Genomic DNA, 20,096 nt, shown 5'->3' on the forward strand with positions numbered 1-20,096 from the left:
CGAGGTGCAACCAGGGTTGCAAGCGCAGCGCATCACCACAACCAACCCAACCACAGCAAAGCGGCCAGCAACCAGGCGCTCATGTTGAGTGCGCCGGTGCTCCAGAAGCGGTTCCAGCGGCGCTCCCGTTGCCGCCAGCGCGAGGTGTTCGGATGGAGGGTTGGAACGGCCATCGGTGGGCGTAATACCAGACGCCGGAGTCGCAGCGAGAGCGTCAGCGCCGGGTTGGGTAGATTCGCCAGGCGTGCCGGAACCTTCCAGCCCCTTTTCAAGGCCACGCCAGCCAAAACCGACGCCAGCAGTAGCGGCCATAGTGCGGCCGAGATGCCCCCAGGATAAAGTCCATGCAGCATCGGCTCGCGCAGGGCGGGCCACAGCCAGGGCAAGAGTAACGAGCTGATGCTGAGCAACGCCCAGGGCAACAGCTGAGGTAGCGGTGGACGCGTCGCGGGCGCATCGCGGGCATCCTGGCGTAGCAACCACAGCGCGCGAATCAAAAGCAGGGCGGTAGTCAGGCTGCTGAGGCTCAGCCAGACCAGCCAACCTTCGAACTCACCGGCATGCCAGACGTCTTTCAACGCGGTCTTGACCGCCCCGCCGCTGGTCAGCGGCAAGCCCATGATCGCCAGGGCCGGCAGTGCCAAAATCGCCCAGCCGATGCGCGGAAGACGACCGGCATGGATCAAGCCCGCCGCGAGAAACAACGCCCCCTTGGCCAGGCCGTGATGGACGCCGTAGAGCATCAGCACGACGGTCATCGCCTGAAGTTGCTCGGGATGTCGCCAAGCCAGCGCCAGCAGCATCACCAGATAGCCCATCTGACTGACCGATGAATAGGCCAGCACCGCTTTGGCCTTTCTTGCCGCGAGCCCGAGCAATGCGGGGTAAACGGCGCCGAAGATGCCCATGGCGAGCAACACGTCCGCCCAGCTCGACAGCAACGGATCGCTTTCCGGCAAGCATCGCCAAATGCCCAACAGACCGGCCTTGAGCATCGCCCCCGACAGCACCGCGCTAGCCGGTGCAGGTGCTGCCGGATGGGCCAGGGGTAGCCAGACATGCAGTGGCCAGAAACCAGCCTTGAGCCCCAGTCCCGCCAGCAACAGGACCAGCGTCAGGCCATCCATGGGCAGCGTTTGCCAGGCGGCGAAGGAGAAATCGCCGTCCGCGTCGTGGCTGCGCAGCATCAGCCCAGCGAGCAAAGCCATTTCGCCGCAGATGGCCAGTTGCAGGTACAGCCGTCCGGCGCGACGGGGGCCGGGCCCACGCCGATGCACGATCAACCCATACGCGGCGAGGCTCATGGCGCTGAAACCGAGGTAGAAGCTCAAGGCGTCGGTCGAGATGATCAGCATCAGGTTGCCGGCCAGCGCCAGCAGCCAAAAGGTCCAGAAGCGAAGCAGACAAGCGTCATCCTTCTGGCTGCTGCTGGCGAAGACGCTTGCACAGCCCCACAGCAGCGCGGTGAAGCCCAGCCAGGCACGGCTGAGGTCATCACTGGCGCCCCAGCGCACGCCATCCCAGAGCATCGGCAGCTCCAGCAAGGGAACGGGCTGAGCAACTAGCGCCAGCGCCGGAATACAGGCCAGCCATAGCCAGCCGATGGCCCGTTCGCGCCAGATGGCCAGGCAGCCCGCGGCCAGAAGTGGCGCCAGCGGCACCAGCATCCAGAGCCAGGCGCCGCTCATATCTCGAACTCCCGATTGACGATCAACTGCGCCCAGCCCAGCGGGCTCAACGCCGTGCCGGCCAGCACGCCCACCAGCACTGACAGAAAGGCAGTGAAGATCGCGGGGAGCAACAACATCCAGTGGGTTTCCCAGCGCTCCTCGCGCCAGTTGTCTTCATGCCAGTCAGCCGGTTCGGCGAACCAGCCGCGCCACAGGAGCGGCAGGAAATAGCCGGCATTGAGCAACGCAGACCCCATCAAGACCAGCAGCACCCAATCCTGCCCGACCTCCAGCGCGCCCATGCCCAGCGCCCATTTGCTGACGAAGCCAGCGATCGGCGGAATGCCGATCATGCCCAGCGCACCGATACTGAACGCAGTCATGGTCAGCGGCATGCGCCGGCCGACACCGTCCATTTCGCGAACACGATGGATGCCAAGGGTTTCGGCGAAATTACCCGCGCAATAGAACAGCGTGACCTTCATCAGCCCCTGATGGACCAGATGCACCAGCCCACCGACCGCCGCAATCGGCCCGAGCAGCGCAACGCCAAGGGTCACGTAGGACACCTGACTGATGGTCGAGTAGGCCAGGCGCTTCTTCAGTTCCTGCTGCTGCAGAGCGCGCATCGAGCCATAGAGGATCGTTGCCGCGGCCAGCCAGAGCAGCGGCCCGGCCATGTCCAGTTGACCCATCGCCTCGGCGCCATAGACGTCATAGACCACCCGAATAATTCCGAACGCGCCGGCCTTGACCACGGCCACCGCATGCAGCAGCGCGCTAACGGGTGCCGGCGCCACCATCGCCTTTGGCAGCCAGCCATGCAGTGGGATCAGCGCCGCCTTGACCCCAAGCCCGGCGACCAGCAGGACGAAGGCGACGCGCAACGCTAGATCGTGCTCGCCCACCGCCGGCAGCAAGTAGCCGCCCGGCTGGAAGTCCTGCCCGCCGGCCAGGCCATGCAGCAGCGCCACGCCCATCAATACCAACGCACCACCGCCCACGGTGTAGGCCAGATAAACGCGCCCGGCACGCAGCGCTTCGGGCGTACCGCGATGCACCACCAGCGGGAATGTCGCCAAGGTCAGCATCTCGTAGAACAACAGAAAGCTGACCAGATTGCCCGCCAGTGCGAGGCCTACGGTGGCGCTCACGCAAAGGCTGAAGTAACCGAAGAAGCGCGACTGCAACGGAGAATTTTCAAGGTAGCCAATGGCGTAAATGGTAGTGGCCAGCCACAGCACCGACGACAGTGCGACGAACAACAGCGACAGCGCATCGCCCTGCAGCACCAGCGGCGCGCCGGGAAGGAATGGCAGACTGAAGCGAAACTCCAGGCCTTTGCTCACGCCATAGATCATCGCCACCACCAGCAACAGCTTGATCACCACGCCACAGAGGTTGAGCGTGACCCGCAACCGATGCTGGTCTTCGTGCAGGGTGAAGATCAGAAGGCCCGGCACCAGCGAGCTGAGCACGATGGCCAGCGGTAACCAATGGGTCCAGTTCATCGTGCCACCCCACCGAGCCAGAGCAGCAAGGGCTCGCTGATCAGCGCCAGGCTGAGCACCAACAGCGCCGGCAGCATCGCCAGCCATTGCGCAACGGGATCAGGCTTGACGCTGGGTGGGTTGGGCCGCGCACGATCGAAGCCCAGCGCCACCACACGGAACACATAGGCCGCCGACATCAGCGTGCCGAGCAGCACACCAAAAGCCCATGGCCAGTGCTGCGGTTGCTCGAACAGCGGCTGCAGCAACAGCCACTTGGCAAGAAAGCCTCCACTGGGCGGCAGGCCAATCAAGCTGCCACCGGCAACAGCGAAGGTCGCCATGGCCACCGGCATGTTCTGGCTGGCCCCTTTCAACGCACGTACCCGACGCGTACCCAGCACCCGCTGCAACTCACCGGCAGCCAGGAACATCGATACCTTGGCCAGCCCATGCGCCAGGATGAACAGCCACAGCGCCGCCTCCATTCGCGGCTCCTGCCAATGCAGCAGCAGACCGAGCGCCAACAGCGCATAGCCCAGCTGCGCAACCGTCGAATAGGCCACCAGCATTTTCAGGCGCGGCGCGCGCAGCGCCGACCAGCCGCCAGATATCAACGCCAGGATGCCGGCCCCAGCGAACAGAAACCCGGCCTGACGCCCCAGCTCCGGTGGCGCGATCTGGCTCCAGACCAGCCACAGGATATAGATCGGTCCCTTGACCACCAGCGCGGAGAGCAAGGCGCTGACTGCCGTCGGTGCGCCGGAATGCGCCGGGGGCAGCCACAGGTGCAGCGGCCACAATGCCGCCTTGAGCATCAGCCCGACACTCATCAGCAGCAGCGCCAGCCGGGTCGTGCTGTCGGCCTCGGTCAGCTCGGCCAGCACCAGCACATCGAGCACGCCGTAGCGGCCATAGAACAACGCCACGCCGAACAGGTAGGCGAGCGACCCGGCCAGCGACAGCATCAGGTAGTTGAAGGCCGGTCGATAGGCCTTGCGCCCGGCCAGTGCCACCAGCGCCACGGCACAGAGGCTCAGCAATTCAAGCGTGACGTACAGGTTGAACAGGTCCGCCGATAGCCACAGTGCGACCAGCGACGCATGCAACAGGCAGGACAACGGCCAGTAATCCTCGTTGCCAGTGGCGTGCGGGCTGCGCGCTGCATAAAGCGCGACCAGCAGATGCAGGCCGGCGGTAAAGACCATCAGCAGCGCGGTGAGCGGGGTCAGCTGGAACCGGATCGCCAACGGTGTCTCCCAATCGCCGATCTGCAACAGCTGCGGCCCGAGGCTGATCGCCTGCTGCAAGGCAAACGCCGCGGCGATCAGGCTGGCTGCGCTCATCAGGATCACGCAGAGGCCACTGCGAGCCGGCCGCAGCAACACCAGCAGCAGAGCTGCAAGCAGCGGTAGGGACAGGCTCAGCAACGCCGCATTCATTGTCGCGGCTCCTGCTGGCCCTTTGAATGCTCCGGACCTTGCGCCACGCCGGCCAACCGCAACGCCAGAGCGGTGGCGCTGACCGCCACCACCAGCCCGGTCACCACCAGCGCTATCAGCAGCGGATCGCTCGGCTGGCTGCGCGCCGCCAGGGCAATCATCACCAGAAACACGCCACTGCCCATCAGGTTGAAGGCGATGATCCGGCGCAGTGCCTGACGCAATGTCAGCAGGCCGTGCAGCCCCAGTAACCAGAGCGTGGCACCGATGATCATCCAGAACAGGCTGCTGGTCATGAGGAAACGTCCTCCCCTTCGCCCACCACCAGCAGGCTGAGGCTCGCCGCGATCGACAGGGTCGCTACGCTCTCGATCAGGACGATGAGCAGCTTGGCCGCCCCGCTTGGGTAAGTCAGCCAGCCCTCGCCCAGCCAGGCGGTTATCAACGCAACACCGATGAATACCAGCAGGCCGCCCAGCACCAGCAAGCGCAACGGTGTGAATGACCAGCGCAACCGTGGCACCAAGCCCGACAAGCGCAGCAGCACTACACCCGAGGCCAGTAGCGCCCCAGCCTGGAAGGCGCCACCTGGCGCGCTGGCACCGCGCCAAAGAATGTAGCCGGCAGCCAGCACCAGCAGCGGGGCGAGCACCCGCGCCCAGGCTCGTAGAAGCGGCCAGGGCTCCGCCAGATCCAGCGGTCGCGGGCCCAGTTGCCGAGCGCCAAGCAGCGCCAGCAGCAGGACGGCCAGTTCCAGCAGCGTGTCCCAGGCGCGGTAGTTCAGCAGCACGGCGGTTACCGGGTGGCTGACACCGGTCTCATCCAGATGCCGTGAGATCAGCGCCGGCATACGCGGCTCTACCTCACTCAGTGGCGCGAGCCCTTGCACCAGCAGGATCAGCATTGGCAGCACCACAGCCGCGGCGCCCAGGCGCAGTCGCGTACCGGTGGCATCTGGCAGATCCGCCGGCCCGGGCTGGCGCGCCAGTGCGGTGAACAGCAGAACGCCCGTCAGCCCAGCGCCAATCGCCGCTTCGGCCAACGCCAGGTCCGCTGCGCCCAGGCGCGCCCAGATCAACGCCAGCGCGAGGCCGAAGGCGATGAACAGCAGCACGCTGGCGTAGAGGTTACGACCATGCAGCGCGCCAAAGGCGAGCCCCAACAGGAGCAGGCCAAGCACGCTGTCGAACAGCCATTCAGTCATCGCGTGGCTCCTCACCGGCCTGTCGCGCCAGCAACTGGCAGGCGGTGGCGCTGGAGGCCAGCAGCAACAGCCAGATCAGCACCATCTGCCCGACCTCCCATAGGCTGTCGGCACGCAGCGAGAGGCCGGCAATCACCAGCCCGAGACCCAGGGTGTCCGCTTTGGTTAAGGCATGCAGACGGCTGACGGTGTCGGGAAAGCGCAGCAGACCGATACTGCCCGCCACGAAAAACAGCAGACCGCCAATCAGCAGCAGCCAGCTAAGGCCATCCAGCAGCAGCTCAGTCATGTCGGCCCCTGCGAAGCAATTGCACCAGCGCGGCGCTTGCGACTGCTGCGAGTAACCCCAGCAGCAGCGCCACGTCACGCAACGCCGGTTGGTGTTGCCATTGAGCAAGCACCAACAGCAGGGCAGTGCCGGTGGTGCCGAACAGCTGGATCGCCAGCAGCCGATCCACCCGACCCGGCCCCCACACCACGCGGCCGAGCCCGATGATGATGGTGAGCAGCAGCAGGGACGCGTACACCGCCATCAATGCGAGCGCCCCCGCACCAGCAGCTGCTCAAGTCGCTGTTCGAGTTCGCTCACGGTGGGTTTCCACGGTTGGCGCTCATCAAGCACATGCACCCGCATCTGGTCGCCCTCCACTCGCGAGGCCAGGGTGCCGGGCAGCAGGCCAACCAGCGCAGAGAGCACCAGCCGCACCTGCGGCGAAGCGCTAGCAATCGGGTAGTCGAGCCACGCGGGCTGCAGCGGTCGCCGTGGATGAACCGCACGCACGGCCACATCCCAGGCGCCAGCGGCCATCCTGCCGAGAAAGAAACCGACAAACCCAGGCAGCGCCCGCAGCGACGGCTGCCAGGGCCGCAACCCTAACCAAACTGAAAGCCCTGCGGCCAACAGGATGGTCGGTACGCCCAGCGACCATCCGCCACCTTCGCTGAAGAGTGCCCAGACCAACGCATAGATCACCACCCAGCCCAACCCATCCAGCCATCGGCGAGCGCTTCCGACCTCCATCATCACTGCGTCTCCTTGTCTGGCACGTTCTGTTATGGAACGGGCTCTGGACCGGACGTTCCGCTGGATCGACGGGCTGGCGTGTTTCAATGCGTTGCCGAGCGACCCTGCGGCGTCGGGATGACGATCTCGAGCGACTCGCCCGGCCCCAGCTGGCACCTGCCTTGAGCATAGTGCAGCGGCACCGAACCCGAGTTTTCATGGGCGGCGCGAACCCACAGCGAGCCGTCAGCCAGCTGCAGATACAGGTGTGCCTGCCGAAACACCAGTGACAGCGCTATCTGCTGCAGCTCCGGTGGTGGCGAGGGAAAGATGTACAGGCCATCAAGCTCCAGACGAACCCCGAGGTAATGGCGCTGCATCACGTCGAGCGAGCCGCACATGGCGCCGAGATGGATGCCTTCCTGAGTGCCGCTGTTGCCTGGCGAACCCAGATCGGTGGCCAGGGCCTGCTGGTAGTAGGACCAGGACGCCTCGCTGTCGATACCCGCCAGCGCACCGGCGCAGACGACCTTGGACAAACTCGACTCATGGGTGATGCGGGCGAGGTGATAGGCAACGGTGTGGCGTGTGCAGGCCATGTCATGCCGGTAACCCATTCGTTCGAGGATCTGCTGCAGGGTCTGTCGGGGGAGCAGGTGATAAGCCATCAGCACATCGGCCTGCTTGGTCAGCTGGTAGCGATCGCAGCTGTCATGCCGCGCTTCGAGCATCCAGTCCAACCGCGGCCGGTCACCGTGCAGCCACTCCTGCGGAGGCGCTTCCAACCTGTCGAAACCTTCGAACTGGCTGAGCAATTGATCGTCCACGAAGGGCAGGTAAAGACCTTCTGCGATCGCTTGCCAGTGTTCCGGCTCGTCCGGTTCCAACGCCAGTCGTTGCCGTAGCGCGGCTGCATCGGGCTCGCTGAGCAACGCCAGCACCTGCCGAGCGCGGTCGAGCGTCCAGGCCGCCATCAGATTGGTGTAAGTGTTGTTGTTCAACCCCGGCTCTGCCGCGTCCGGGTAGCTGTTGTGATATTCGTCAGGGCCAATCACACCGCAGATCAGATAGCGCTGCCGCGACGCATCGAACTGCGCCAGGCTGGCCCAGAAACGCGCCACTTCAATGATCAACTCACCGACCGGCCCGGCCAGCAACGCCTCGTCAGCGGTGGCCAGATACAGATGCCAGGCGTCGTACGCCACGGCCGAGCCGATATGCCGCTGCAGGCGGGTGTGGTCGGCCATCCAGCGACCGGACATTGGGTTGCACTGCCATGGCGGCGTCTCCTCTTCGCCCGTGCGTGCGCTTCGCCACGGGAACATGCCCCCCCGCAGCCCGGCGCGACGGGCCCGTTCGCGGGCCTTGTCGAGGCGCGCATAACGGTAGTCGAGCAGGCTTCTGGCCAGTTCGGGCCAATGGGTTGCGAGTATCGGATAGGCGAACAGCTCGTCCCAGAATACCTGGCCGTAATAGCCTTCCATCCAACCCCGAGGCGGAAAGCCAAGGTCACGCCCAACGCTGAGTGGCGACACGGTCTGCAGCAGGTGAAAGGCATGAAAGTGCAGCGCATGCTGCAGCTGCGGATCGTCCGCAGTGAGCGCGAGCCCCTGCCACAGCCTTTGCCAGGCTTCGGTGCTCGCCTGTTCCAACTGCTCATAACCGTCACATGGCAACTGTCGCTGTGCCTCGACACGCGCATCCTCGTCGGTTGCGGGTCGTTCCTCGTCGACCAGCACCACCGCGCACTTCTCGATGATCATCCGACCGCTGTCCGGCACGGTGCAGTCCGTCTGCTGGATCAGCCGATGATCATCGAGGGTAGCGCGCCATTGCAGGGGTTGCTCGGGCGTCCTGATCTCTGTCGCCATCGCCAGTCGACGGCGATGGTCGTGCAGCCGGGCGCTGAGTGCGGCCGCACCCTTCTGGTCATGGTCGAAAGCAAGGTGCTGCAATCGCCGTCCTTCATAGGCACGGTTGCGGCGAACCCCAGCGTTGCGTACGCCACCGTCCAGCATTGTCCGCAGGCGCAGTTTGAGGCCGGGCGGCAACTGCAGCTCCCAGCGCAGCACGGCGAGATTGGGCGTCGCCATGCTGACCAGACGACGTTCCAGCAACCTCACCCGATATTCAGCCAGATCGAATTCGAGGTGCCGTTCGAGCACGCCGGTGTCCAGGCTCAGCGTTTGCCGATAGCGCTGCAGGTCGACCCTATCGAGGCTGAACCAATCGCCATCATCTAACGCAAAGCTGAGACCGAAGGGGTCCGGCAAGTTGACCAGAGCGGCCATCTGCACCGAGTCACCATTGACCTCGCGCGGCGCCTCGTCATACCAGCCGGCGCGGTAGAAACCCGCGTAGTGTTCGCTGTCATTCGCACGGGGTGTTACCGAAGCTTCCGGCGCACTGGCCCGCCACGACAAGACTCCGTTGCCCAGCGCGAGCAAGGCTTCGCGCCGTCGCTCATCGCCGCGGTCGTAATGCTCGAAGACGATCTGGCACCGCGTGTACGGCTCAGCCATCCAGCCTCCTCGCCTTCTCGAGCAGCTTTTGCGCCAGCTCGATCACCTGTTGCCGATCGGCATACGCGGGCTGCGAGCCATAACCCGTGACGGCAAGGTTCGCCGCGGCCACGCCCCAGGCGGCGGCCTCCCGTGGCTCAAGGCCTTCAAGCAAAGCCACGGCGAACACGCCGGTAAAGGCATCGCCCGCGCCGGTGGTATCGACCGGTTCTACGTCGCCCGGCGGGATGTGCAGGGTCTGATCAGCGGTCGTCAGCACGCAGCCGCCATCGCCGAGCTTGATGCACACCACGGCAGGCCCGTCGCGCTGCAGTTGACGCGCGGCATTCGCGAGCTGGTCCAGGGTGTCGAGCGAATGGCCAACCAGCCCTTCGGCTTCGGAGACGTTCGGTGTGATCGCGTACAGCCAGGGCAACAGCGCTTGCTCCACCCGGTCGGGGAATGACGGGTCGAGCACCGCCTGAATGCCCTTTCGAGTCGCCGCTTCCAGCGCCTGGCGTACCACCGGCGCTGGCACTTCGTAATCGAGCACCAGGCAGGCGGGGGTTGCGCAACCGTCGATGGCGGCGGCCATGGCTTCGATGGCCGCGTCGTCCCAGCAGTCGTTGGCATTAGTCGCCAGGACGATGTTTTTCTTCCCATCCGGCGGCACCATGATCATCGACACGCCAGTGGACTGACCCGCGGCTCGCCCGACGTTATCCACCTCAACGCCAGCCTTACGCAGCGGCTCGAGTGCCTGTTCGGCCAGCTCGTCGTCACCGACGCGGCCGAGTAACAGGCTGCGGTGACCGAAACGCGCACCGAGATACGCCGTATTGCTTGCCTTGCCGCCGGACAGGCGACACAGGTCATGGGCCAGCTGGGTTTCGCGACTGCCTGCAGGCTCGTCGACCCGCACCTGGAAATCAGCGTTGATGCTGCCCAGCGACAGCAAGGTGAGACGTTGCATGGACATGCTCCGACGGCTCAGGCTCGTCCTTCAACGGACCTGAACCGCCGGAGAGGGTTCGCGTTTCGCTGAGCGCAAGACTCAGCCGAGGCGGAACCGCGCGGTGTTCTGCGCCAAGCGCAACGCCCCGTCCTTGAGCGTTCGGCGAAACCTTTACGATGCCGTCCGGCGAGTGGCTGGCCCTGCCTCTGCCTTGGAACTGCTGAACCGACGGATGGCGGTCCCGGCTGATTCAACTGCGAACCACGACACTGGCACGGTGCCACCCTTGTTTGTAGACTCCGCGCCGTAGTCTGGCTGACCGACGTCTGTCCTCAGCGCGCATTCGGACCAAGGAAACAAGTAGTCATGGACGCTCTGTATCAAACCCTCGCCCCGCCTGCCTTTTTCTTTCCCGTACCGTTCTGGATCACCCAGCGTGATCGTGCAGCCGCATCCATAACAAGGCCGAAAGGCCGACACCCAACACACATCACGAGAAATGATCAGATGAACAAGAAGCTCATGGCCGGCTTGGTCGGCATCAGTCTTCTGCTCGGCGGCTGCGCTACCGAACAGTCGCGTACCCTTGAGGTCGCTAAAGTCACCTCCGCCAGCAGTGCCTACCAAGGGCAGCGCAGCCCGATCGCCGTCGGCAAATTCGATAACCGCTCCAGCTATATGCGCGGGCTATTCTCCGACGGGGTCGACCGCCTCGGCGGTCAAGCCAAGACCATCCTTATCACCCATCTGCAGCAGTCCAATCGGTTCAACGTGCTGGACCGGGACAACATGAACGAGATCGCCCAGGAAAGTGCGATCTCCAACAAACGCGCTCAACTGCGTGGCGCTGATTTCGTGGTCACCGGTGACGTGACCGAGTTCGGCCGCAAGGAAGTCGGCGACCAACAGCTGTTCGGGATCCTCGGCCGTGGCAAATCGCAAATCGCCTACGCCAAGGTGGCATTGAATATAGTCAACGTGAACACGTCCGAAGTGGTGTTCTCCGCTCAGGGCGCAGGCGAGTACAGCCTATCGAACCGCGAGGTGATCGGCTTCGGTGGCACCGCCAGCTACGACTCCACCCTTAACGGCAAGGTACTGGATCTGGCCATCCGCGAAGCCGTCAATAATCTCGTTTCGGGCGTCGACAGCGGTGCCTGGCGCCCTGCGCAATAACCTCAAGGAAGAGCCACATGAAACTGAACCTACGCCATGGCGCGGCCGTCGCCGGCTTGTTGTCGACCTTTTTGCTGGCTGGTTGCGCAGGCAACCAGACTCCGCCGCTGTATCACTGGGACGGCTATCAACAGCAGGTCTACGAACACTTCAAACATGAAACCGGCCCGCAAGAGCAGATCGCGGAACTTGAGGCCAGCCTCCAGAAAGCACGCTCCGTAGACCGCTCCCCGCCGCCCGGTTTCCACGCACATCTAGGCATGCTCTATGCCGAGATCGGCAAAGCCGACCAGGTCCGCCAGCAATTCGAAACCGAAAAAGCCCTGTTCCCGGAGTCCGCTGCGTACATGGACTTCCTCATGCGCAACGTAGCGGAGTAAGCAGTCATGATGCGTTTTCATTCCTTCAAGACCTTACTAGTGCTTGCCGCCGTCGCCCTGACAACCGGCTGCGCCACGCAGCAGACCCCATACGATTACAGCGCATTCGAGCGAAACAACCCGTCTTCGATTCTGGTGCTGCCTCCGATCAACAGCTCACCGGACGTCAAGGCCAGCTACAGCGTGCTGTCGCAGGTTACCGCTCCGCTAGCGGAAGCCGGCTATTACGTGTTGCCGGTCGCAGTGGTCGACGAAACCTTCAAGCAGAACGGGCTGATGAACGCCGACGAAATGCACACGGCACCGCCAGCCAAGCTGCGCGAGATCTTCGGCGCAGATGCCGCCCTGTATATCGAAGTCAGCCGTTACGGCAGCAGTTACAAGGTGCTGACCAGCGAAGTAGCGGTTGAGGCCAGCGGCAAACTGATCGATCTGCGCAGCGGTGACCTGCTCTGGCAAGGCAGTGCGCTTGCCAGCACTGCCGAGAACCAGAACAACTCCGGGGGCGGCCTGGTGGGGATGCTGGTCAGCGCCGCTGTCAATCAAGTGCTCAACAGCCTGACCGATCGCAGCCATGACGTAGCTGGCATTGCCAGCGGTCGCCTCCTCAGCACGCAACGCTACGGCGGAATTCTCAACGGCCCCCGCTCGCCTTTCTACAAGCAAGCCCGACTGGCTAATCGCTGAGCAGCCCGGCTGCGGCTAACAGGCCGCAGCCGCTTGCACCATCCGCGACGCATACGCCTCTTCCAAGTGCAGTAAATCTCCGTATAGTGCGCCGTCGTCCCGGCTATGCCGACCTCACGCGGTCTGGCGCTGTCTGACGACCAGGGCATGATCCTTGCCTGACTATGTTCGCAGCCCAACACCCCGGCGCTGCGTTTGCCGAATGCCCTATCCGGGTGGCCGGCCTGATGCTGGAGATACACAATGTCTACGCAACCCGTCACCCTGATGGTGGCCCGCCGCGTGCGCGATGGCCGCTACCACGACCTCCTCGCCTGGCTGCACGAAGGCGAACAGCTGGCCGCGGACTTTCCCGGCTATCTCGGCTCCGGCGTGCTGGCGCCCCCGCCTGGCGACGACGAATTTCAGATTGTCTTCCGCTTCGCCGATGAGCAAACACTCGATTCCTGGGAGCATTCAGCATCGCGCCGAGCGTGGCTGCAGCGCGGCGGCGAGCTCTTCGGTCAACCCCACGAGCAACGCGCCCGAGGTATCGACGCCTGGTTTGGCGGCGCTGATAGCCCTCCACCACCGCGTTGGAAGCAGAGCGTGGCGATCTGGCTGGCATTCTTTCCGGTCTCGCTGCTGTTCAACATGGTCTTTGGCGGGATGCTCGGCGAGCTGAGTCTGGTGATGCGAATACTGCTCAGCACCCTGGCCCTGACGCCGCTGATGACTTACTTGTTCATCCCCCTGTCCACGAAGCTGTTGGCACCCTGGCTGCAGAGCCCGTCACGCCCTCGGGTAGCACCAGGAAAACAACCGATCACCGCCCGCTGATCGGACCGGCATGGCCCAGGGTTACAAATTTGTTGCCGTCATTCGCCTGGCGCCATTAAAGTGCCAGTACTGGCTGTCGATAAGATGACTGACTGGTCGCGCATCAGCGTGCCCGCTCAGCACATCGCATTCTTCCATCACAGCCAGAGACCCAGTCGGGGCGACCTGCAGTAACAGGGGTCACCGCGGCGACGGTCCCGAAAAGGACATGCCGTAGCGGATGGACAGCCTGATGAATAACCATAAAACACCTTTCCGGGCTCGCAGCGCACTGCTGGCGGTGACCTGCCTGTTGTTTCCGTCGACCGCCCCGTATGCGGGGCAAACCCTGAACCTGCTGAACTGGGAGGAGTACCTCAGCGAAGCGGTCATCGACCGCTGGGAAGCCGAAACGGGGATCAAGATCGAGCAGGTGTACTTTGACAGCGGTGACAAGCGCGACGAAGTACTGGCCAAACCCGACCATCTGATCGACATTGCCCTGACCGAGCTGATCAGCTCATCTCGCTTCGGCCAACGCGGGCTGCTCGATCCGATCGACGAGCAAGCAGTCCCCAATCTCAAGCATGTTCCCCAGCGTTGGCGGGACAGCTGTGGCGCGCACAGCATCCCTTACCTATGGGGCACGCTCGGCATCGCCTATCGGACTGACCGCCTGCCCAACGCGCCGCAATCCTGGGCGGATCTGCTCGAGCCGGCCAATCGCGACGAGCCGCACATCATCATGATGGAGGACCACGAAGACATCCTCGCCGGCCCGCTATTGCACCAGGGGCACTCGATCAACACCTCGAATAATGACGAGCTGAAGGCGGCCTTCGAGTTACTGCAGGCACAATCTCCTGCCGTACTGACCTACCAGTACGTGATCACGTCATTACGCAGCCAGCGTTACCTCGACAAGGCCGACATGGCCCTGGCCTACAGCGGTGATCAGCAGGTGCTCAATGAAGTCGAAGGTGTCGAGGGCGAGCCTTGGCGTTACATGGTGCCCGAGGAAGGCACGCTGCTCTGGGTGGACTGCCTGTCCATCCCGGCCAAGGGTGCTCAGAAAGCACTGGCCTATCGCTTCCTGAATTTCCTCAACAATCCGAAGATTGCGGCGCTGAACAGCGCTGAGCTCGGCGTCGCCACCACAAACGCCGCCGCCAAGGCACTGCTGCCTGAAGAGATACGCCAGGACCCGACCATCTACCCACCCGAAGCGGTGTTGCAGAACAGCCAGGTGTACGAGACGCGGCCATTGGAAGCGACGCAGACACGGCGGCGCATCATCAGCGCCTTGATCAACGCCCATGAGGCTCGGTAAACGCGCACTGCTGGTGATCTTTCCGGTCATCCTGATCGTCCAGCTGCTCGCCGCCACGACCGCCTACATGACCCAGCGCGCATCGCTGCTGGGCCTGGAGCAGGCGCGTCTGGCGCAACGACTGTCGGCCTTGAAATCGGCGTTTCTGGACTACCAGGCATTCAATCGCAGCGCGCTGTATTCGATTACCGATAGCGAAGCGCTGCTGTTGTTCCTGCGCGAGTCGGACACCGCCTACCGAAACGACACCCTCGGCCTTCGCATCCAGCAGAGCATCCGCTCGCTCTCCAGTGCTCGTCTGTCGTTCGTCTCCTTCGCGATCGTCGAGCCGGACGGCGAGGTCGCCTATTATTTCGAAAGCAGCCTGTCACCGTTCGCCAGGATGAATGCCACCCAGCAGCGGATCGTAAGAGAGGCCAAGCAGGCCGCCGAAACCGACGAAATGATCTACGTGGAAAACGCCGAAGGCGGGCCGCTGCTACTGGACACCGATTTCATCCTGCCGGCCTCGGCCACCCGGCCGTTGCCCAGCCAACGCGAGGAAGCTTTTACCCTGCAATTGGCCGTGCGGCCGGAGCAGTTCATCGCCTTGAAGAACCAGCTCGAGGCCGACTACGGCGCTGTGGTGGAGATTGCCCCGACACCGAGCACGGCAAGGTCGCGCCTGGCCGCCGAAGTTGAGCTGTCGGGTTCATTGAGGGCGCGGCTGACGCCCCCTCCGCAATACCTTGCCGAGCGCTTGCGCAAACTCAGCCTCGCCTTCCTGATCGGCGGCTCGCTGATCTGCCTGATCACCAGCGGCCTGTTGCTGTTGTTGATTCGCCGCTACGTCACCGGCCCCATCAGCCATCTCGATAAGCAGCTCACCGACCTGCTGCGGTGCAAGCGTACGGCGCTCGACGAGCCCACCGACGGCGGTGAGATCGGCCGCTTGACGCTGAACATGAAGACGTTGCACGAGCGCAACACCGAGGCCCTGCAGCGCATTCAGGAAATCTCCTGGACGGACAGCCTGACTCACATCAGCAACCGCGCCCACTTCGGCATACTGGCGGCAGCCATGCATGAAAAGTGCGAGCAAGGCGGACAACGGCTGGACCTGCTGTTCCTCGACCTGGACAACTTCAAACAGGTCAACGATCAGCACGGCCATGACGCCGGCGATACGCTGTTGCGGATCTTTGCCCTGCGTGTACAGGGCGCGCTGGATCGCCATTGCGAGGCCCGTCCGGCTACCGAAACAGCCTTTGCGCGGCTGTCCGGTGACGAGTTCGCCGTCCTGCTGTTGTCGCCAGCCGGAAGCGACAGCTTGCCCGAACTCACTCATGCGTTGCTCAGCCTGTGCCGCGGCGGCTTCAGCGTGGAGGATCGTCTTTATCAGGTCAGCGTCAGCATTGGCACCGCCCGTTATCCCGAGGATGCCGCCTCGATCACCCAACTGCTGACACGCGCCGACACCGCGATGTATCAGGCCAAGGCCCTGGGCAAGAACTTCGCAGTCGCTTTTTCGGCGGAGCTGGAGCAACGCGACCAGCGCATCCGTGTGATCGAGGAACAGTTACGTACGCTCGACGGCGACGAACAATTCCGTCTGGTGTATATGCCCGCAGTGGATCGTGAAGGCGCAGTGGTCAGCTGCGAGGCACTGCTGCGCTGGCATTCCCCGCTGCTGGGCACGGTCTCGCCCGGCGAATTCATTCCCATCGCCGAGCGTGCTGGCCTGTTTCCGAAAATCGACAGCTGGGTCATCGATCACACATTAGCCGGTTATCCGCAACTGGTCAGGCTGTTCGGTGAGGGCGTCATCCTGGCGATCAACGTGTCATCGGCGCAACTGGACGATGACCGCCTGTGCAGCTATCTGGCTGAGCGCGCCGCACATTACGACATCTGCACCAGCCGCATCGAGATCGAGCTCACCGAGACCTACGCCACCGAACTCTGCAGCAACACCATGGCGGCGGTGCATGCGATCCGGATGGCCGGGTTCCGTGTTGCCATCGACGATTTTGGGGTCGGCTACACCTCGATCCAGCAGCTGCTCGAATACCCGGCCGATACCATCAAGCTGGACATGGCGATCGTCGAGCGACTGACCCGCCCGGAGATGCAGCAGAGCCTGACGGCGATCGTTGCGTTCTGTCAGGCCCAAGGCAAACGGGTGAATGCCGAGGGAGTCGACAGCCTGGAGAAACAATCCGCACTGTTGCAGGCCGGCTGCGATCTGTTCCAGGGCTACCTGATCTCGCCGCCGCGTTCGGTCACGGCATTGGCGGAGTGGGTAGCGGTGCGCAATCTGTCCCAGGCAGAACTGCGCCTGGAGCAATTGCCGCCGCGCACCGCTGTACAGCTCAGCTAGTTCGCGCCGTCCACCGATGAACTCGTCTGGTGCCGCGCAGATTGCTGTCTTCAGGCGCAGTGTCTTTCTGCCGGAGCAGAGGCGGCCACCACCGCCGCTTTCCGGCGCCCGGCTCGGCGGGATCAACCGTTGTCGTCCTGCTCCTGCTCGCCCAGACGTCGGTAAAGCGTACGCCGGCCGATGCCTAGCAGTGCAGCGGCGCGGCGCTTGTTGCCCTCGACCCGCTCCAGCACGTGGCGGATATAGCGCATCTCCAGCTCGTCCAGTGTCGGCAGCAGAGGCCCGTCGATCATGGCCCCGAGCAGGTCATCGGAACGCGCCTCGGGTGCGCTCTGCTGGAAACCGGCGATGCGTGTGGGCAAGTGTTCCAGCTCGATGCTGCGGCCATGGCAGAAGGTCACGGCACGCTCCATGGCATTCTGCAATTCGCGCACGTTGCCGGGAAACGGATAGCGTCTGAGCTGCTCCAGCGCCGCCAGCGACAGGCCCCGCACCGGCCGGCTGTCCCGCGCTGCGAAATGCGCGACGAAGCCGGCGGCGAGCAACTCACGGTCTTCTTCGCGATCGCGTAGCGGCGGAACCGGCAGGATGAAGGTCTCCAGACGGAAGAACAGGTCCTCGCGGAACGACTCGCGGCCAGCGGCGGTTTCCAGGGGCCGGTTACTGGCAGCGATGATGCGTACGTCCACACTCAGCTCGCGCTCGCCGCCCACCGGGCGGATGGTGCCTTCCTGCAGCACGCGCAGCAGCTTGGCTTGCAGCGGCAGCGGCATTTCGCCGATCTCGTCGAGGAACAGGGTGCCGCCATCGGCTTGCTGGAACAGTCCCTTGTGGGCGCGGCTGGCACCAGTAAAGGCACCGGCAGCGTGTCCGAAAAATTCGCTTTCCAGCAGCTCGGCGGGCAGCCCGGCGCAGTTGATCGCCAGAAACGGTCGCTGTGCCCGCTCGCTCTCGGCATGAACGGCGCGGGCCACCAGCTCCTTGCCGGTCCCGCTCTCGCCGATGACGAGCACGGGGCCGGCGGCCCGCGCCAGCTGACGGATCTGGTCAAACAGTTCGCGCATCACCCGGCTGCGGCCGAGCATGCCGTGGAAACGGTCGTCGCTGAGCAATTGCTGGAAACGCCGCACCTCGTCCCGCAGGTGCCGGGTTTCCAATGCGCGCGAGACCGCGAGCCCCAGATGATCCAGGTCCAGCGGCTTGGTCAGGAATTCGTCCGCCCCCTCTTTCAGCGCGGCGACCGCCTGCTGAATGCTGCCGAACGCGGTGATCACCAGAAACGCCGGTGCCGCCTGCATGGCCTTGACCCTGCGCAGCAGCGCCATGCCATCGGCGCCCGGCAGGCGCAGGTCGCTCACCACCAGGTCCGGCTCCCAGCCCTCCAGCCGCGTCAGGGCCTCTTCCGCAGTTGCCACAGCCTGCACCTGCAGCGCGCGGTCTTCCAGCTCCTCTACCAGCAGCTGGCGCAGGCTGTCGTCATCCTCCACCACCAGAACCCGCTGGGGCGCACTGTCATCCGTTTGCATTGCCCTGCTCCTCATCGGCCAGCGCCAGTGAAATACGAAAAGCCGCACCGCCCAGCGATCCCTGAACCAGTTCGATACGCCCACCACACTCGGCAACTACGCCGTGCGCTACCGCCAGTCCGAGGCCACTGCCCTTGCCCACCGCCTTGGTGGTGAAGAAGGGCTCGAACAAAGCCGCGCGGTGCTCTTCGGCAACGCCCGGACCGTCATCTTCGACCTGAAACAACAACCTGTCGGCGTCTGCCCACCAGCGCAGGACCACCTGCCCGCCCGGGCTGGCCTGAGCCGCGTTGCGCAGCAGATTGGTCAATGCCTGCTCGAACCGTGGCGGATCGACCTCGCAGTACAGCGGCTCCGGCGGGGCCTGGAGCTGCAGCCGGACATCGAGGGCCGCGAGTTCGTCGGCGACCGCCGCGGCGGCCGAATGGGCCAGCACATCAGCTGGCATGCGGCGCGGCGGCCGCCCCGCCGCGCGACCGAAGTCCAGCAGCTGACGGACGATGCCGCTCAGGCGCTGCACCTGGCTACGGATCTGCAGCAGCCCCTTGCGCGGGCCATCCTCCAGGCTCTCGCTGCGTAATATGCGCTGGGCCTTGCCATCGATCACGCTCAGCGGACTACCCAACTCATGAGCGACGCCCGCCGCGAGTCGGCCCACGGCGGCGAGCTGCTGGGACCGTCGCAGGCGCGCCTCGAGTTCCGCCTCGCGGGCCTTCTGCTCGGCCATGCGCTGCTCGGCATCGGCAATGCTGTCGAGCATCTGGTTCAGCGCCCGGCCAAGGACGGCAATCTCCTGCGGGCCGCTGCGCGGGGCACGGTGCTTGCGCTCGCCAGCCGCAACCCGAGCCATGCTCTGCGTCAGTTCATGCAGATGCCGGCCGATAGCCGACCAGTGCCCGAGCAGGACGATGCAGACGGCCGCCAGTGCCAGCACCGCCGCGCAGATGCCAGCAATCACCCGCAGCTGCCGGGTGTCACGCTCGAAATCGTTCCAGCGGCGGGTGACCTGCAACAGCCCGTTGATGCGCCCACCGCTCTGCTCCAACGGCAGGAAGTAGGAATAGACCTCACGCCCACGGATGCGCTGATAGCCGCCACGGCGTTTGCCGTCAGCGGTCAGCTGCTGGATCGAGGACTGGTCCTGATCCGGCTCGATAGCACCGGCGAAGGCCACCAGCTCCCCCTGATCGTCGTACAGGTAGGCGCCATAGACACGGCCGACACCGAGTACAGATTCGAGCACCTGTTGTGCGGTCCGGTCGTGCTGCTTTTCCAGGCTGTCGCTGAGTGGCAGCCGCACGGCGCGGGCTACGAGTTCGACCTCTTCCTGCAAACGCCGCTCGCTGTTGCGCTCGACCGTCCACAGCAACAGGTAACTGAAGCCGAGCATGATCGCGACGAGAGGAATTACCACCTTGAGGAGCAACGCCCCGCGCAACGTCGAGGTTCGCTGCCAAACTGCTACATGTGCCATTCTGGCACCATACACAGCGCCCATCTGACCGTCGAGGCGGACGGGACGGATGGTCGGATCTGTATGAAATCAGGCAGTTAGGGACAGTAGCGGTGAGTGGC

Annotated in this window: 18 protein-coding genes; 6 read left to right on the forward strand and 12 right to left on the reverse strand. The window is 64.2% G+C overall.

What is annotated here, in order from left to right; translation table 11 throughout:
- Window positions 1-32: 32 nt before the first annotated feature.
- From ACQKIK_RS21380 to ACQKIK_RS21425, 10 genes are all read right to left on the reverse strand, one after another.
- Window positions 33-1,688, reverse strand: a complete 1,656-nt coding sequence (locus tag ACQKIK_RS21380; RefSeq protein ID WP_499137380.1) for a proton-conducting transporter transmembrane domain-containing protein — start codon at window positions 1,686-1,688, stop codon at window positions 33-35.
- Window positions 1,685-3,181, reverse strand: a complete 1,497-nt coding sequence (locus ACQKIK_RS21385) for a complex I subunit 5 family protein (RefSeq protein WP_127838231.1) — start codon at window positions 3,179-3,181, stop codon at window positions 1,685-1,687. Before ACQKIK_RS21385 ends, ACQKIK_RS21380 begins: the two co-directional genes overlap by 4 nt.
- On the reverse strand, window positions 3,178-4,602 hold the full coding sequence (locus tag ACQKIK_RS21390; RefSeq protein ID WP_499137381.1) for a complex I subunit 5 family protein: 1,425 nt from the start codon (window positions 4,600-4,602) through the stop codon (window positions 3,178-3,180). The genes ACQKIK_RS21385 and ACQKIK_RS21390 overlap by 4 nt, the downstream gene beginning before the upstream one ends.
- A complete protein-coding gene (locus ACQKIK_RS21395; RefSeq protein ID WP_499137382.1) occupies window positions 4,599-4,898 on the reverse strand; it encodes an NADH-quinone oxidoreductase subunit K in 300 nt (99 codons plus the stop codon). Before ACQKIK_RS21395 ends, ACQKIK_RS21390 begins: the two co-directional genes overlap by 4 nt.
- Window positions 4,895-5,806 carry a hydrogenase subunit MbhD domain-containing protein gene (locus tag ACQKIK_RS21400; RefSeq protein ID WP_499137383.1) on the reverse strand — a complete coding sequence of 304 codons (912 nt, stop codon included), beginning with the start codon at window positions 5,804-5,806 and terminating at the stop codon, window positions 4,895-4,897. Before ACQKIK_RS21400 ends, ACQKIK_RS21395 begins: the two co-directional genes overlap by 4 nt.
- The gene (locus ACQKIK_RS21405) at window positions 5,799-6,095 is read right to left on the reverse strand and encodes a cation:proton antiporter (protein WP_045431315.1); all 297 of its coding nucleotides are present in this window, start codon (window positions 6,093-6,095) and stop codon (window positions 5,799-5,801) included. Before ACQKIK_RS21405 ends, ACQKIK_RS21400 begins: the two co-directional genes overlap by 8 nt.
- Window positions 6,088-6,339, reverse strand: a complete 252-nt coding sequence (locus ACQKIK_RS21410) for an MrpF/PhaF family protein (RefSeq protein WP_046163030.1) — start codon at window positions 6,337-6,339, stop codon at window positions 6,088-6,090. The genes ACQKIK_RS21405 and ACQKIK_RS21410 overlap by 8 nt, the downstream gene beginning before the upstream one ends.
- The gene (locus ACQKIK_RS21415) at window positions 6,339-6,830 is read right to left on the reverse strand and encodes a Na+/H+ antiporter subunit E (RefSeq protein WP_499137384.1); all 492 of its coding nucleotides are present in this window, start codon (window positions 6,828-6,830) and stop codon (window positions 6,339-6,341) included. The genes ACQKIK_RS21410 and ACQKIK_RS21415 overlap by 1 nt, the downstream gene beginning before the upstream one ends.
- 83 nt (window positions 6,831-6,913) lie before the next feature.
- Window positions 6,914-9,331 carry a glycoside hydrolase family 65 protein gene (locus ACQKIK_RS21420; protein ID WP_499137385.1) on the reverse strand — a complete coding sequence of 806 codons (2,418 nt, stop codon included), beginning with the start codon at window positions 9,329-9,331 and terminating at the stop codon, window positions 6,914-6,916.
- On the reverse strand, window positions 9,324-10,283 hold the full coding sequence (locus ACQKIK_RS21425) for a PfkB family carbohydrate kinase (RefSeq protein ID WP_127838226.1): 960 nt from the start codon (window positions 10,281-10,283) through the stop codon (window positions 9,324-9,326). The genes ACQKIK_RS21420 and ACQKIK_RS21425 overlap by 8 nt, the downstream gene beginning before the upstream one ends.
- 489 nt (window positions 10,284-10,772) lie before the next feature.
- On the opposite strand from ACQKIK_RS21425, the gene ACQKIK_RS21430 reads away from it, so the two are divergent.
- From ACQKIK_RS21430 to ACQKIK_RS21455, 6 genes are all read left to right on the forward strand, one after another.
- Window positions 10,773-11,441 (forward strand): CsgG/HfaB family protein, encoded by a 669-nt coding sequence (locus tag ACQKIK_RS21430; RefSeq protein ID WP_127838225.1) that lies wholly within the window; start codon window positions 10,773-10,775, stop codon window positions 11,439-11,441.
- Window positions 11,442-11,458: 17 nt separating this feature from the next.
- On the forward strand, window positions 11,459-11,821 hold the full coding sequence (locus ACQKIK_RS21435; protein ID WP_499137386.1) for a DUF4810 domain-containing protein: 363 nt from the start codon (window positions 11,459-11,461) through the stop codon (window positions 11,819-11,821).
- Window positions 11,822-11,830: 9 nt separating this feature from the next.
- Window positions 11,831-12,508, forward strand: coding sequence for a DUF799 domain-containing protein (locus ACQKIK_RS21440; protein ID WP_499137405.1), 678 nt, complete (start codon window positions 11,831-11,833; stop codon window positions 12,506-12,508).
- Window positions 12,509-12,751: 243 nt separating this feature from the next.
- A complete protein-coding gene (locus tag ACQKIK_RS21445; protein WP_064481278.1) occupies window positions 12,752-13,327 on the forward strand; it encodes an antibiotic biosynthesis monooxygenase in 576 nt (191 codons plus the stop codon).
- 232 nt (window positions 13,328-13,559) lie between these two features.
- Window positions 13,560-14,636 carry an ABC transporter substrate-binding protein gene (locus ACQKIK_RS21450; protein ID WP_499137387.1) on the forward strand — a complete coding sequence of 359 codons (1,077 nt, stop codon included), beginning with the start codon at window positions 13,560-13,562 and terminating at the stop codon, window positions 14,634-14,636.
- Window positions 14,623-16,995, forward strand: a complete 2,373-nt coding sequence (locus tag ACQKIK_RS21455; protein WP_499137388.1) for a putative bifunctional diguanylate cyclase/phosphodiesterase — start codon at window positions 14,623-14,625, stop codon at window positions 16,993-16,995. Before ACQKIK_RS21450 ends, ACQKIK_RS21455 begins: the two co-directional genes overlap by 14 nt.
- Window positions 16,996-17,117: 122 nt before the next feature.
- Here ACQKIK_RS21455 and ACQKIK_RS21460 read toward each other — a convergent pair whose 3' ends face one another.
- Together ACQKIK_RS21460 and ACQKIK_RS21465 are read right to left on the reverse strand one after the other, a co-directional pair.
- Window positions 17,118-18,521, reverse strand: a complete 1,404-nt coding sequence (locus ACQKIK_RS21460; protein ID WP_499137389.1) for a sigma-54-dependent transcriptional regulator — start codon at window positions 18,519-18,521, stop codon at window positions 17,118-17,120.
- A complete protein-coding gene (locus ACQKIK_RS21465) occupies window positions 18,508-19,995 on the reverse strand; it encodes a sensor histidine kinase (protein WP_499137390.1) in 1,488 nt (495 codons plus the stop codon). The genes ACQKIK_RS21460 and ACQKIK_RS21465 overlap by 14 nt, the downstream gene beginning before the upstream one ends.
- Between the last annotated feature and the right edge of the window lie 101 nt (window positions 19,996-20,096).

This window comes from Pseudomonas sp. NPDC047961 (assembly GCF_050272435.1).
Classification (GTDB): domain Bacteria; phylum Pseudomonadota; class Gammaproteobacteria; order Pseudomonadales; family Pseudomonadaceae; genus Stutzerimonas.

What these genes read in the sequence shown, in the direction of transcription:
- ACQKIK_RS21380 (WP_499137380.1), bottom strand. Translation starts at nt 1,688, where the DNA reads ATGAGCGGCGCCTGGCTCTGGATGCTGGTGCCGCTGGCGCCACTTCTG.
- ACQKIK_RS21385 (WP_127838231.1), bottom strand. Translation starts at nt 3,181, where the DNA reads ATGAACTGGACCCATTGGTTACCGCTGGCCATCGTGCTCAGCTCGCTG.
- ACQKIK_RS21390 (WP_499137381.1), bottom strand. Translation starts at nt 4,602, where the DNA reads ATGAATGCGGCGTTGCTGAGCCTGTCCCTACCGCTGCTTGCAGCTCTG.
- ACQKIK_RS21395 (WP_499137382.1), bottom strand. Translation starts at nt 4,898, where the DNA reads ATGACCAGCAGCCTGTTCTGGATGATCATCGGTGCCACGCTCTGGTTA.
- ACQKIK_RS21400 (WP_499137383.1), bottom strand. Translation starts at nt 5,806, where the DNA reads ATGACTGAATGGCTGTTCGACAGCGTGCTTGGCCTGCTCCTGTTGGGG.
- ACQKIK_RS21405 (WP_045431315.1), bottom strand. Translation starts at nt 6,095, where the DNA reads ATGACTGAGCTGCTGCTGGATGGCCTTAGCTGGCTGCTGCTGATTGGC.
- ACQKIK_RS21410 (WP_046163030.1), bottom strand. Translation starts at nt 6,339, where the DNA reads ATGGCGGTGTACGCGTCCCTGCTGCTGCTCACCATCATCATCGGGCTC.
- ACQKIK_RS21415 (WP_499137384.1), bottom strand. Translation starts at nt 6,830, where the DNA reads ATGATGGAGGTCGGAAGCGCTCGCCGATGGCTGGATGGGTTGGGCTGG.
- ACQKIK_RS21420 (WP_499137385.1), bottom strand. Translation starts at nt 9,331, where the DNA reads ATGGCTGAGCCGTACACGCGGTGCCAGATCGTCTTCGAGCATTACGAC.
- ACQKIK_RS21425 (WP_127838226.1), bottom strand. Translation starts at nt 10,283, where the DNA reads ATGCAACGTCTCACCTTGCTGTCGCTGGGCAGCATCAACGCTGATTTC.
- ACQKIK_RS21430 (WP_127838225.1), top strand. Translation starts at nt 10,773, where the DNA reads ATGAACAAGAAGCTCATGGCCGGCTTGGTCGGCATCAGTCTTCTGCTC.
- ACQKIK_RS21435 (WP_499137386.1), top strand. Translation starts at nt 11,459, where the DNA reads ATGAAACTGAACCTACGCCATGGCGCGGCCGTCGCCGGCTTGTTGTCG.
- ACQKIK_RS21440 (WP_499137405.1), top strand. Translation starts at nt 11,831, where the DNA reads ATGCGTTTTCATTCCTTCAAGACCTTACTAGTGCTTGCCGCCGTCGCC.
- ACQKIK_RS21445 (WP_064481278.1), top strand. Translation starts at nt 12,752, where the DNA reads ATGTCTACGCAACCCGTCACCCTGATGGTGGCCCGCCGCGTGCGCGAT.
- ACQKIK_RS21450 (WP_499137387.1), top strand. Translation starts at nt 13,560, where the DNA reads ATGAATAACCATAAAACACCTTTCCGGGCTCGCAGCGCACTGCTGGCG.
- ACQKIK_RS21455 (WP_499137388.1), top strand. Translation starts at nt 14,623, where the DNA reads ATGAGGCTCGGTAAACGCGCACTGCTGGTGATCTTTCCGGTCATCCTG.
- ACQKIK_RS21460 (WP_499137389.1), bottom strand. Translation starts at nt 18,521, where the DNA reads ATGCAAACGGATGACAGTGCGCCCCAGCGGGTTCTGGTGGTGGAGGAT.
- ACQKIK_RS21465 (WP_499137390.1), bottom strand. Translation starts at nt 19,995, where the DNA reads ATGGCACATGTAGCAGTTTGGCAGCGAACCTCGACGTTGCGCGGGGCG.